This is a genomic window from Actinoplanes sp. NPDC049265 (genome assembly GCF_043197135.1).
Taxonomy (GTDB): Bacteria; Actinomycetota; Actinomycetes; order Mycobacteriales; family Micromonosporaceae; genus Actinoplanes.
Window position 1 is genome coordinate 489298 of the sequence record NZ_JBICSP010000002.1, and the last position, 12258, is coordinate 501555.

7 protein-coding genes are annotated in these 12258 nt (G+C 72.8%); 5 read left to right on the forward strand and 2 right to left on the reverse strand.

The window, feature by feature from the left end:
- Positions 1 to 56: 56 nt before the first annotated feature.
- A complete protein-coding gene (gene cobN / locus ACGFIO_RS07960; protein ID WP_392823540.1) occupies positions 57 to 3611 on the reverse strand; it encodes a cobaltochelatase subunit CobN in 3555 nt (1184 codons plus the stop codon).
- A gap of 132 nt (positions 3612 to 3743) precedes the next feature.
- On the opposite strand from cobN, the gene ACGFIO_RS07965 reads away from it, so the two are divergent.
- Genes ACGFIO_RS07965 through ACGFIO_RS07980 form a run of 4 tightly spaced genes read left to right on the forward strand, consistent with a single transcriptional unit; the run spans position 3744 to position 8585 of the window.
- Positions 3744 to 5108, forward strand: a complete 1365-nt coding sequence (locus ACGFIO_RS07965; RefSeq protein WP_392823543.1) for a precorrin-3B synthase — start codon at positions 3744 to 3746, stop codon at positions 5106 to 5108.
- Positions 5105 to 5725 carry a precorrin-8X methylmutase gene (locus tag ACGFIO_RS07970; protein WP_392823545.1) on the forward strand — a complete coding sequence of 207 codons (621 nt, stop codon included), beginning with the start codon at positions 5105 to 5107 and terminating at the stop codon, positions 5723 to 5725. Before ACGFIO_RS07965 ends, ACGFIO_RS07970 begins: the two co-directional genes overlap by 4 nt.
- The gene (locus tag ACGFIO_RS07975) at positions 5722 to 7458 is read left to right on the forward strand and encodes a precorrin-2 C(20)-methyltransferase (RefSeq protein ID WP_392823547.1); all 1737 of its coding nucleotides are present in this window, start codon (positions 5722 to 5724) and stop codon (positions 7456 to 7458) included. The genes ACGFIO_RS07970 and ACGFIO_RS07975 overlap by 4 nt, the downstream gene beginning before the upstream one ends.
- A gap of 26 nt (positions 7459 to 7484) precedes the next feature.
- The gene (locus ACGFIO_RS07980) at positions 7485 to 8585 is read left to right on the forward strand and encodes an epoxide hydrolase family protein (protein WP_392823549.1); all 1101 of its coding nucleotides are present in this window, start codon (positions 7485 to 7487) and stop codon (positions 8583 to 8585) included.
- A gap of 66 nt (positions 8586 to 8651) precedes the next feature.
- Here ACGFIO_RS07980 and ACGFIO_RS07985 read toward each other — a convergent pair whose 3' ends face one another.
- The gene (locus ACGFIO_RS07985; protein WP_392823551.1) at positions 8652 to 10865 is read right to left on the reverse strand and encodes a putative bifunctional diguanylate cyclase/phosphodiesterase; all 2214 of its coding nucleotides are present in this window, start codon (positions 10863 to 10865) and stop codon (positions 8652 to 8654) included.
- Positions 10866 to 10989: 124 nt separating this feature from the next.
- Here ACGFIO_RS07985 and ACGFIO_RS07990 point away from each other — a divergent pair, with 124 nt between their 5' ends.
- Positions 10990 to 12177 carry a 4-hydroxybenzoate 3-monooxygenase gene (locus ACGFIO_RS07990; protein ID WP_392823554.1) on the forward strand — a complete coding sequence of 396 codons (1188 nt, stop codon included), beginning with the start codon at positions 10990 to 10992 and terminating at the stop codon, positions 12175 to 12177.
- Positions 12178 to 12258 lie beyond the last annotated feature (81 nt).

Below are 12258 nucleotides of genomic sequence, written 5' to 3' on the forward strand. Positions count from 1 at the left end.
CCCGGAACCCCGCCCCGGGCGGCCAGGACCGTGGCCGGACTGTCGGATCTAGCCCGTCAGTCGTCGTCTCCCTCCAGGTCGCCCTCGGTGGCCAGGTAGACCTCGCGCAGCGCGTCCAGCGTCGCCGGGTCGGGCGAGTCCCACAGCTTGCGATCGGCCGCCTCGAGCAGCCGCTCGGCGATGCCGTGCAACGCCCACGGGTTGGACCTGGTCATGAACTCCTGATTTTCCGGGTCGAGCACGTACGAGGCGGCGAGCTGCTCGTACATCCAGTCGGCCACCACGCCGGCCGTCGCGTCGTACCCGAAGAGGTAGTCGACCGTCGCGGCCAGCTCGAAAGCACCCTTGTAGCCGTGCCGGCGCATCGCGGCGATCCATCGCGGGTTCACCACCCGGGCCCGGAAGATCCGAGCGGTCTCCTCGGTCAGGCTGCGGGTCCGCGTCGCGTCAGGGTTGGTGGAGTCGCCGATGTACGCCGCGGGCGCCCGTCCGGTCAGCGCCCGCACCGTGGCGATCATGCCGCCGTGGTACTGGAAGTAGTCGTCCGAGTCGGCGATATCGTGCTCGCGGGTGTCGATGTTCTTGGCCGCCACCTCGATGCGCCGGTACGCCGATTCCATGTCCGGTCGCGCCGGCACCCCGTCGAGGTCGCGTCCGTACGCGAACCCGCCCCACACCGCGTACACCTCGGCCAGGTCGGCGTCGTCCCGCCAGTTGCGGCTGTCGATCAGCGGCAGGATCCCGGCGCCGTAGGCCCCCGGCCGCGACCCGAAGATGCGGGTGGTGGCCCGCCGCCAGTCGCCGTGCTGCTCCCGGTCGGCGACGGCGTGCGCCCGGACGAAGTTCTGGTCGTGCGGCTCGTCGAGCCCGGCGACCAGCCCGACGGCGTCATCGAGCAGGGCCACGACGTGCGGGAACGCGTCGCGGAAGAAGCCCGAGATGCGTACCGTCACGTCGATCCGTGGGCGGCCCAGCTCGGTCAGGGTGATTGGCTCGATGCCGGTGACCCGGCGAGACGCCTCGTCCCATCGCGGGCGGACGCCGAGCAGGGCCAGGATCTCGGCGATGTCGTCGCCGGCCGTACGCATCGCGCTGGTCCCCCAGGCCGACAGGCCGACCGAGCGCGGCCAGTCGCCGTGGTCCTGGCGGTAGCGGGCGAGCAGCGAATCGGCCATCGCCTGCCCGGTCTCCCAGGCCAGGGCGCTGGGAATGGCCTTGGGGTCGACCGAGTAGAAGTTGCGGCCGGTCGGCAGCACGTTGATCAGGCCACGCAGCGGTGACCCGCTCGGGCCAGCCGGGACGTACCCGCCGTTCAGGGCGTGCAGGGTGTGGGTCAGCTCGTCGGTGGTGCGATCGAGGCGCGGAACCACCTCGGCGGCGGCGAACTCGAGGACTTTGCGCACCTGGGCGTCCTCGGTGAAGGCGGCGGCCGACGCCGGCCAGCCCGCATCCTCCATGGCCTGGACCAGGGCGCGGGCCTCGGCCTCGACCCGGTCGACCTCCTGGGTCGGCGCGTCCTCGGCCAGGCCGAGCGCCTCACGCAGGCCGGGCAGGGCGGCGACCTGACCGGCCCACATCTGCCGGGCCCGCAGCATCGCGAGCACCAGGTTGACCCGGGCCTCGCCGGTCGGCGCCGCGCCCAGGACGTGCAGGCCGTCGCGGATCTGCACGTCCTTGACCTCGCAGAGCCAACCGTCGACGTGCAGGATGAACTCGTCGAACTCCTCGTCGCCGGGGCGGTCGGCCAGGCCGAGGTCGTGGTCGAGGCGGGCGGCCTGGATCAGCGTCCAGATCTGAGCCCGGATGGCGGGCAGTTTGGCCGGGTCGAGCGCGGCGATATTGGCGTGCTCGTCGAGCAGTTGCTCGAGGCGGGCGATGTCGCCGTACGACTCGGCCCGGGCCATCGGCGGGATCAGGTGGTCGATCAGGGTGGCGTGGGCCCGGCGTTTGGCCTGGGTGCCCTCGCCGGGGTCGTTGACCAGGAACGGGTAGATCAGCGGCAGGTCACCGAGCGCGGCGTCAGTGCCGTCTGCCGCCGACATGCCGACGTTCTTGCCGGGCAGCCACTCGAGGTTGCCGTGCTTGCCGACGTGCACCATCGCGTCGGCGCGGAACTCGTCGGCGACCCAGCGGTAGGCGGCCAGATAGTGGTGGCTCGGCGGCAGGTCGGGGTCGTGGTAGATGGCCACCGGGTTGGCGCCGAAGCCCCGGGGCGGCTGGACCATCACGACGACGTTCTCGTCCCGGAGCGCGGCCAGCACGATGTCGCCCTGGTCGACGTAGAGCTCGCCCGGCGGCGGACCCCAGTGCCGCTCCACGGCGGCCCGCAACTCCGACGGCAACGTGGCGAACCATCGGGCGTACCCGTCGCCATTGATCCGCACCGGGTTACCGGCCAGCTGTTCCTCGGTGAGCCAGTCCGGGTCCTGCCCACCGGCGGCGATCAGGGCGTGGATCAGCCCGTCGCCGTCGTACCGGTCGAACTCGCCGATCCGGTAGCCGGCGTCACGCAACGCGGCCAGCAGCCGGACCGTCGACTGCGGGGTGTCCAGGCCGACCGCGTTGCCGATCCGCGAGTGTTTGGTCGGGTACGCCGAGAGCATCAGCACGACCCGGCGCTCGGCCGGCGGGATGTGCCGCAGCCGGGCGTGCTTGACCGCGATGCCGGCCACCCGGGCGGCGCGTTCCGGATCGGGCACGTAGACCGACAGGCCGTCCGGGTCGATCTCTTTGAACGAGAACGGCACCGTGATGATCCGGCCGTCGAACTCGGGGATCGCCACCTGGGTGGCCGCGTCGAGCGGGGACAACCCGTCGTCGCTCGCCTCCCACACCGCGCGGCTGCTGGTCAGGCAGAGCGCCTGAAGGATGGGCACGTCGAGCTCGGCGAGGGCGCCGACATCCCACGCCTCGTCGTCGCCACCCGCGCCGGCTGTGGCGGGTTGGGTGCCGCCGGCGGCCAGCACGGTCACCACCAGGGCGTCGGCCCGGCGCAGCTCGGTGAGCAGCTCGGGACTGACCCGCCGGAGCGACGCAGTGAAGATCGGCAGCGGCGTCGCACCCCGCGCCTCGACCGCCCGGCACAACGCGTCGATGAAGCCGGTGTTGCCGGCCATGTGGTGAGCGCGGTAGTAGAGGATCGCGACGTTAGGGCCGGTCGCGGGCGCGGCCTCGCGTTCGAGCACGCCCCAGTCGGGCGCCTCGGCGGCGGGCGCGAAGCCGTGGCCGGTGAGCAGGATGGTGTCGGAGAGGAAGTCGTGCAGGGCGGCGAGGTTGGCCGCCCCGCCGTACGCGAGGTAGCCGTGCGCCTCGGCCGCCACGCCGGCCGGGACCGTGGACAGCTTCATCAGCTCGGCGTCGGGAGCCTGCTCGCCACCCAGCACGACCACCGGAACCGGGCCGGCCAGCAGGGCGTCGACGCCCTCGGGCCACGCGCGGCGGCCACCGAGGAGGCGGACGACCACCAGCTCGACGCCGTCGAGCAACGCGGGCAACTCGCCGGCGTCGGTGCGGGCCGGGTTGGCCAGGCGGTAGGTGGCGCCGCTGGCGCGGGCGCTCAGCAGGTCGGTGTCAGAGGTGGAAAGCAGCAGGAACAACGCGCACACTCCCATCCGGGTAGCCCCGGTCGAGGGGGTCTCCCACCCTTCCGGGCCGCCGATCGCGCCGTCAAGCGACCCCCGGCGATGTGACGCTGCTGACGCGGGCTTACATCTGCGTGTGCCGGGCTCCGTATATTCCGGTCCGTGAGTTCGCCATCGGTCCGGCACTCGGACGTCGACGCCTGTCCCGGCGCGCTGCGGTTGCACACCGCGGCCGACGGGCCACTGGCCCGTGTCCGGCTGCCCGGTGGCCTGCTCACCGGCGAGCAGGTGCGGGCCCTCGCGACCATCGCGCACCGCTGGGGTGACGGCCAGGTGGAGCTCACCTCCCGGGCCAACGTTCAGCTCCGCGCCCTCACCGGTGCCCCGGCCGACGAGCTGGCCGCGGCGCTGCGGGGGGCCGGCCTGCTGCCGTCCGAGACCCATGAGCTGGTACGCAACATCGCCGCCGTTCCCACCGCCGGCGGGTGGGAGGTCCGCCCGCTGGTCCACGCCCTGGACGCCGCGGTGTGCTCCGAGCCCGCCCTGGCCGGCCTGCCCGGTCGTTTCCTCTTCGCCCTCGGTCCGGTGCCCGCCGCCGCCGACCTGGCCGCCGTCGAGACGCCCGAGGGCGCCGCGATCCTGTTCGGCGGCCGCGACGAGGGCCTGCGCGTCCCGCCCGGCGCCGTGGTCGACGCGCTGATCGCCGGCGCTCTCTCGTTCCTGGCGGTCCGGGCCGAGCGGTCCGTGCCGGCCTGGCGGCTGCGCGAGCTCGCCAACGGACCGGCCGAGGTGGCCGCACGCACCGCGGCCCGGCTCGGTGTCGCGTTGCAACCGCCCGGCCCGTCGACGGGTACGCCGGGACCACCGCCAGGACCACCGCCGGGTTCGGGGCAGCTCCCACCCGTCGCATCGCAACCACCACCGCGCGCGGGAGAGCTCCCACGCGTCACCTCGCAACCACCACCCGGGCCCGAGCGGTTGCCCGCGGACCCATCGCAGCCGCCGCGGGGCCCGGTGTTGTTGCCGGTGGCGGCCGAGCCGATCGGCGTCGTGGAGCAGGCCGGTGGACGGTTCGCCGCGGCCGCGCTGGCCCCCCTGGGTCTGCTGAGGCAGGCCCAACTGGCCGCCCTGGCCGAGGCCGGCGAGCTGGCCGTGACACCCTGGCGGGGCGTGATCGTCCTCGATCAGAGCCGGGCGGAGGCGGCGGCCTGGCTCGGCGTACTCGCCGAGGTGGGTCTTGAAGTGTCGCCCGGATCGCGATGGTCCGGGGTGACCGCCTGCGCCGGCCGCCCCGGGTGTGCGAAAGCGCTGGCTGACGTGCGGCACGACGCCGACGCGGCCACCACCTTCGGCGCGGGGCTGCCGGTGCACTGGGTGGGTTGTGCCCGCGGCTGCGGGAGCCCGGCCGGGGCGCACGTCCGGGTCGAGGCGACCGGGGACGGCTACGCGGTGACCGGCCCGAGCGGCGGGGGTACGGCGACGGCGAGCGACGTGGGCGCGCTGGTCACGACGGCGAGGAGGGCGTGATGGAATACGTACGCGACGGCGCGGAGATCTATCGGCGGTCGTTCGCGACCATCCGCGCGGAGGCCGACCTGAGCGGGCTGCCGGCCGGTCTGGCCCCGGTCGCGGTGCGGATGATCCACGCCTGCGGCATGGTCGACCTGGTGAGCGACATCGGTTACAGCGAGGGTCTGGTCACCGCGGCCCGCAAGGCTCTCCAGGACGGCGCCCCGATCCTCTGCGACGCCGAGATGGTCGCGTCGGGGGTCACCCGCAGCCGGCTCCCGGCCGGCAACGACGTGGTGTGCACGCTGCGCGACCCGGCCGTCCCCGAGCTGGCGCTGCGGCTGGGCACCACCCGCAGCGCGGCCGCGATGGACCTCTGGGGCGACCGGCTCGGCGGTGCGGTGGTCGCGATCGGCAACGCGCCGACCGCGCTGTTCCGGCTGCTGGAGATGGTGGCCGCGGGCGCGCCCCGGCCGGCGGCGGTGCTCGGCATCCCGGTCGGTTTCATCGGCGCCGCCGAGTCGAAGGAGGCGCTGGCCAGATCCGAACTGGACCATCTGGTCGTGCGCGGCCGGCGGGGCGGCAGCGCGATCACGGCGGCGGCGGTCAACGCGCTGGCATCGGAGCGGGAATGAGCGGGCGGCTGTACGGCGTCGGGCTCGGTCCCGGCGACCCGGAACTGGTGACGGTCAAGGCCGCCCGGCTGATCGCGGCGGCCGGCGTGGTCGCCTATCACGCGGCTCGGCACGGGCGCAGCAATGCCCGCGCGATAGCGGAACCCTACTTCCGACCGGGGCAGATCGAGGAGGCGCTGATCTACCCGGTCACCACCGGGACGACCGACCATCCGGGTGGCTATCAGGGCGCGATCGACGAGTTCTACGCGGCCAGTGCGGCCCGGCTGGCCGCCCACCTCGACGCCGGTCGGGACGTCGTGGTGCTGGCCGAGGGGGATCCGTTCTTCTACGGGTCCTACATGCACATGCACAAGCGGCTGGCCGACCGGTACGAGACGGTGGTGGTGCCCGGGGTGACGTCGGTCAGCGCGGCGGCGGCGGTGCTCGGCCGGCCCCTGGTCGAACGGGACGAGGTGCTGACCGTCCTTCCGGGGACGTTGCCGCCGGGCGAGTTGGCGGCCCGGCTGGCGGCGACCGACTCGGCGGCGGTGATGAAGCTCGGGCGGACCTTCGGCGGGGTGCGTGACGCGCTGGAGAAGTCGGGCCGGTTGGCCGAGGCCTGGTATGTGGAGCGGGCGACGACCGAGCGGGAGCGTACCGGTCGGATGTCCAATGTGGATCCTGAGTCGGTGCCGTATTTCTCTTTGGCGCTGGTGCCGAGCCGTGACCCGTCCGGGCCGGCCACCGAAGCCGTAACGGGGAGCCCATCGGCCGATCACGGCGCGGCCGAGGCTGAAGACACGGCGGCCGGTGTGGCCGTGGCCGCCGATGACCGCGCGGCCAACCGCATGACCACCGCCAATGACCCCGCGGCCACCCCCATGACCACCGCCAATGACCCCGCGGCCACCCCCATGACCACCGCCAATGACCCCGCGGCCACCCCCATGACCACCGCCAATGACCGCATGGCCGCCGCCGGTGAGGGCGCGGCGGTCGAGGGCGGTGTCACGGTTGTCGGGCTGGGGCCGGGTGGGGCGGAGTGGCTGACGCCCGAGGCGCGGGCGGCGCTGGCCGGGGCCGACGACGTGGTCGGCTATGTGACCTATGTGGAGCGGGTGCCCGTGGTGGACGGGCAGCGCCGGCACGCGTCGGACAACCGGGTCGAGGCGGAGCGGGCGGCGTTCGCGCTCGACCTGGCCAAACGCGGGCGGCGGGTGGCGGTGGTGTCGTCGGGCGACCCGGGCGTGTTCGCCATGGCGGCCGCCGTGCTCGAGACGGCCGGGGATCCGCAGTGGAAGGACGTGCCGATCCGGATCGTGCCGGGGCTGACCGCAGCGCAGGCGGTGGCCAGCCGGGTCGGCGCGCCGCTCGGGCACGACTTCTGTGTCGTCTCGCTGTCCGACCGGCTCAAGCCGTGGGAGGTGATCGCCGGGCGGCTGACCGCGGCGGCCTCCGCCGACCTGGTGATCGCGATCTACAACCCGGCGTCGCGCAGCCGGGTCACCCAACTGGTCGAGGCGCGCCGGCTGCTGCTCGAACACCGGGCACCGGACACCGTCGTGGTCGTGGGGCGGGACGTCGGCGGGCCGGCCGAGTCGATCCGGGTCACCACGCTGGCCGGGCTCGATCCGGCCGCCATCGACATGCGCTGCCTGCTGATCGTCGGGTCGAGCCGGACCCGCGCGGTGAGCCGGGCCGACGGGAGCACGTTCGTCTACACACCACGAACGTATCCGGACGGAAACTGACCGCAATGGCTCCTACCGTGGCTCGCATGACGCCGTACCGGATCGACATACCGCAGGCCGAGCTCGACGACCTGCACGACCGGCTCGACCGCACGAGGTGGACGCCACAGCTGCCCGGCACGGGCCGGCGCCGCGGCGTCCCGGTGGACCAGCTGCGGGAGCTGGCCGGCCACTGGCGCGACGGCTTCGACTGGCGGGCGCAGGAACGGCGGCTCAACGAGTTCCCGCAGTTCGTCGAGGAGATCGACGGGCAGGAGATCCATTTCCTGTGGGTACGCGGGGCCGGACCGGACACGTTCCCGGTGCTGCTCACGCACGGGTGGCCGAACTCATTCGCCGAGTTCCGCGACCTGATCGGGCCACTCGTCGCCCGGGGCTTCGACGTCGTCGTGCCGTCGGTGCCGGGGTTCGGGTTCTCGGCGCCGCCACGGGAGGACGGGTTCAGCGTCGCGCGGGTCGCCGGGCTGTGGGCCGAGCTGATGCGCCGGCTGGGGTACGAGCGCTACGGGACGCAGGGCGGCGATCTCGGTGCCTACGTCGCGCCGGAGGTGGCCAAGGCCGATCCCGAGCATGTGGCCGGGGTGTACGTGATCGCGGGGCTGGGCTTCCCGACCGAGGCCGACGTGCCGGAGATGACCGAGGACGAGCGGGCGGCGTTCGCGGCGATGCGGCAACAGGAGTGGATGTCCGGCGTCGATCATCACGCGTTGTTGCGGGCGGCGCCGCAGACGTTCGCGTACGGGTGGCATGATTCGCCGGTCGCGGCCCTGGCCTGGATGGTGCAGAAGTTCCAGGAGTTCACGGTGGCCGGGGCGGCCCTGACCGAGGTGCTCGACCGGGACGCGCTGCTGACCACCGTGAGCGTCTACTGGTTCACGCGGACCTTCGGCACGTCGTCCTGGCCGATGTACGACACCAGCGGCTTCGCCTGGCCGGAGGGTCAGCGCACGGTCCCGACCGGTGTCTTCACCGGGCCGCCGGGGATCCGCCGCTTCGCCGAGCGCACCAACCGGATCATCCACTGGCCCGAGCACAACACGTCCCGCCACCACTTCGTCGCGATGGACGCCCCGGAGGCGATGGCCGCCGACATGGCCGAGTTCTTCGCGAAGGCCCGAGCCGAGTAGGGCCCGGGGAAAGCCGGCGCGGGTGCGGGAGGTGGGCAACCCGGGGCGGGCACGGGACGGAGCCGGTCAGGTGGTGGTGAGCTCGGCCGGGTGGAAGTCGGGCTGGACGACCGGCTTGCCGAAGTGGTAGCCCTGGGCCAGCCGGTAACCGAGGCGGTGCAGTTCGGCCGCCTGCTCGGGAGTTTCGACGCCTTCGGCCACGGCCTCCAGGCCCAGGCCGGCGGCGACCTGGATGAGGGCCGTGGCGATGACCGCGTGGCGGCCGGCCATGGTGATGTTGTCGACGAAGGACTTGTCGACCTTGAGGATGTCGACCGGCACGGTCTGCAGGAGGCCCAGGGACGAGTGGCCGGTGCCGAAGTCGTCCAACGCTATCCGCAGGCCGGCGCGATGCAAGGCGACCACCGCCTCGACGGTTTGGCCGCCGCCGAAGACCGCCGTTTCGGTCACCTCGATGACCAGGCGTTCGGCGGGCAGGCCGGTCGTGGAGAGGACGTCGGCGACGAAATCGGCGAAGCCGGGCTCGGCCAGCTGGCGGGCGGACACGTTGACGCTGATCCGGGCCGGTGCGGCCTTGCCCAGGTCGTCGTGCCAGCGGACCGCCTGGCGACAGGCCGTGCTCAGGACCCAGGCGCCGAGCTCGACGATCAGGCCGCTCTGCTCGGCGATCGGGATGAACTCGGCGGGGCTGACGAAACCGCGGGTCGGGTGCTGCCAGCGGACCAGGGCCTCGACCGAGACGATCCGGCCGTGCGGCAGCTCCACGATCGGCTGGTAGACCAGGTGCAGTTGATCGGCGTCGAGGGCGATGCGCAGCTCGGCGCCGAGCCGGGACCGTTCGCCCGCCGCCTGGTCGAGGTCGGCCCGCCAGCGGCAGCTGCGACCGCCGCCCAACTGCTTGGCCTCGTACATCGCCACGTCGGCGCGGCGCAGCACCTCGTACGGGTCGTCGACGCCGGCACCGTCCGCGTACCCGATGCTCACGCCGACCAGCAGCTCCTGATCGTACGCGCGAATGGGTTTACGCAGTGCGGCCGCGAGCCGCTCGACCAGGCCCTTCATCGCACTCGCGGGCGCGTCGGGCAGCAGCACCGCGAACTCGTCGCCGCCCATCCGGGCGACTAGGTCGTCGCCGCGCACCGAACCGGTCAGGCGTTCCGCGACCTCCTGCAGGAGCCGGTCGCCGTAGGAGTGGCCGAACCGGTCGTTGACGTCCTTGAACCCGTTGAGGTCGATGATGGCGACCTGCGGTGAGCCGGCCCCGCCGAGCGCGCCCAGCCTCTCCTCGAAGAGCCGGCGGTTGGCCAGCCCGGTCAGGTCGTCGCGCATGGCCAGGTCCTCGAGCTGCCCGGCCTGCCGCTGCACCTGCCGCACGAAACCGGACATGCGCACCAGCACCAGCAGGAACAGCACGAGCGCGCCGGCGCCGATGGCCCGCCAGTCGATGTCGGCGGGGTGACGCAGGCCCTCCATGAAGAGCACGCCGGGTACGAGCAGCGTGCTGGCCGCCAGCGCGGCGAACCGGCCCCGGCCGAACGTCTCCGGGCCGGCCGCGGCGGTTGGCTCGCTGACCGACGGGTGCAGTCCGGCGCCGGCCCAGCACACGTAGGTCATGACGAATCCGGCGAAGGCCAGCTCACCAACCGCCGGCGCGAGGACGTAGGTGACGTTGGAGACGACCACCACCGCGATGCCGATTCGCAGCAGCCACGTGCTGGGGCTGGAGCGGCCGCCCCGGACCAGCATCGGCGTGCCGGTGCCGACCAGCAGCACGCCCATCACGGCGTACCCGATGCCGGTGGCGCGCGCCCCAACCGGCATGGAGTCGTCGCGCACCAGCGGTCCCACCACCAGCACCCAGTAGATCAGGCTGAGCGCGGACGCGACGATCGCCAGGTCGATCAGGCCGCTGGTGCTGCGGCGTCCGCCTCGGCGGACCAGCCGGAAGAGACCGACCGCGATCAGGGGGTACGCGCTGAGATAGCAATAGTCGGCCACCGAGGGGTACGGCAGGGTGACGCCGCGCAGGTCGCTGACCGCGTACACGAAGTCGCCGGCCGCCCACAGGCTGACCCCGGCCGCGAACAGCAACCGGCCGCGCGCGTCCTCCGGGCGGTGCGCCCGAACCCCGATCAGGGTGCAGACGACCGCGGTCAGCCCGGCCGATCCGGACAGCAGGTAGCCGGCCCAGCCGTAGGGCATGGCCAGGTAGGCCACGAACGCGATCACGCCGGCCAAAAGCCATCCGGGCCACCAGCGCTCCAGCCGTCGCACACCCATGTCGTCCCGATCGGCAACCGGAACGGCAACTTGAGCGAGCCGGAAATCACTGCGAAGGGTGATGCCGATGAGGCCGCTGAGTAGTCTCCTGGAGTTTGACCGCGCGGCCGAACGAGGAGCATGAATGTCTGATCTTGCCCAGCGGGACACGACCGTCGCGATCATCGGGGCCGGACCGTCCGGTCTGACTCTGGCCAACCTGCTGCGCACCGCGGGTATCGGCTGCGTGGTCCTCGAGCGGCGGAGCCGGGAGTACGTCGAGCAGCGGCAGCGCGCCGGCGTGCTGGAGCACCGGGCGGTCCGGATGTTCGAGGAGTGGGGTCTGGCCGACCGGGTCCTGCGGGACTCCCGGGTCGACGGCGTGCAGGAGTTCCGGGTCGACGGCGAGCCCCGCTTCCTGCCGATCGCCGAGCTGGCCGGTGGCCGGTTCGGGCGGATCCTGCCGCAGCAGTTCCTGGTTCAGCGGCTGATCGGGGCGTTCCTGGAGAACGGCGGTGATCTGCGGTTCGGCTGCGCCGACGTGGCCCTCGACGGGCTGGACACCGACCGGCCGGCGGTGACCTACCGGGACGGGGCGGGGGCGGCGCATCGGATCGTGGCGGATTACGTCGCCGGGTGCGACGGGTTCCACGGTGTGAGCCGGCCCGCGATCCCCGAGGACGCGCGAACCGTCTACACGTACGACCACGGCATCGGCTGGTTCACGGTGCTGGCCGACGTGCCGCCGCCGCGCCATCCGACGTTCGCGGTCAGCGAGCACGGGTTCGCCGCGCATTTCCCGCGTGGCCCCCGGAGCAGCCGCTTCTATCTGCAGTGCGCGCCGGGTGAGGATCTCGGCGCCTGGACCGACGAGCGGATCTTCGAGCAGCTTCGGCGGCGGATCGGCGACCCGGATCTGCCGGTCGGCGCGGTGCTGGAGAAGGCCGTGGTCGACATGCGCAGCTTCGTGGTCGACCCGATGTCGTACGGCCGCCTGTTCCTGGTCGGCGACGCCGCCCACATCATCACGCCGATGGGCGGCAAGGGCATGAACCTGGCCCTGGCCGACGCCGAGGTGCTGGCCCGGGCGGTGCGTTCGGCGGTACGCGACGGCGATCAGCGGCCGCTGCGCGACTACTCCCGGGTCTGCCTGGACCGCACCTGGTCCTATCAGGAGTACAGCCGCTGGATGACCGAGATGCTGCACGACTCCGGCGATCCGGCGACCTCGGGCCCGTTCCGGCACCGGATCGCCCGGGCCCGCCTCAATCGCCTTTTCACCAGCGCCAACGCGGGTGGCCTGTTCGCCGAATTGATGGCCGGAGAAGCCTGAGACAAAGATCGGGAATTCCCCTGTACGGGTGATTCGAGTTCCGATCAAGAAATGCCCCGGATAAAGTGCTCAAGGCATACA

What these genes read in the sequence shown, in the direction of transcription:
- cobN (WP_392823540.1), bottom strand. Translation starts at nt 3,611, where the DNA reads ATGGGAGTGTGCGCGTTGTTCCTGCTGCTTTCCACCTCTGACACCGAC.
- ACGFIO_RS07980 (WP_392823549.1), top strand. Translation starts at nt 7,485, where the DNA reads ATGACGCCGTACCGGATCGACATACCGCAGGCCGAGCTCGACGACCTG.
- ACGFIO_RS07985 (WP_392823551.1), bottom strand. Translation starts at nt 10,865, where the DNA reads ATGGGTGTGCGACGGCTGGAGCGCTGGTGGCCCGGATGGCTTTTGGCC.
- ACGFIO_RS07990 (WP_392823554.1), top strand. Translation starts at nt 10,990, where the DNA reads ATGTCTGATCTTGCCCAGCGGGACACGACCGTCGCGATCATCGGGGCC.
- ACGFIO_RS07975 (WP_392823547.1), top strand. Translation starts at nt 5,722, where the DNA reads ATGAGCGGGCGGCTGTACGGCGTCGGGCTCGGTCCCGGCGACCCGGAA.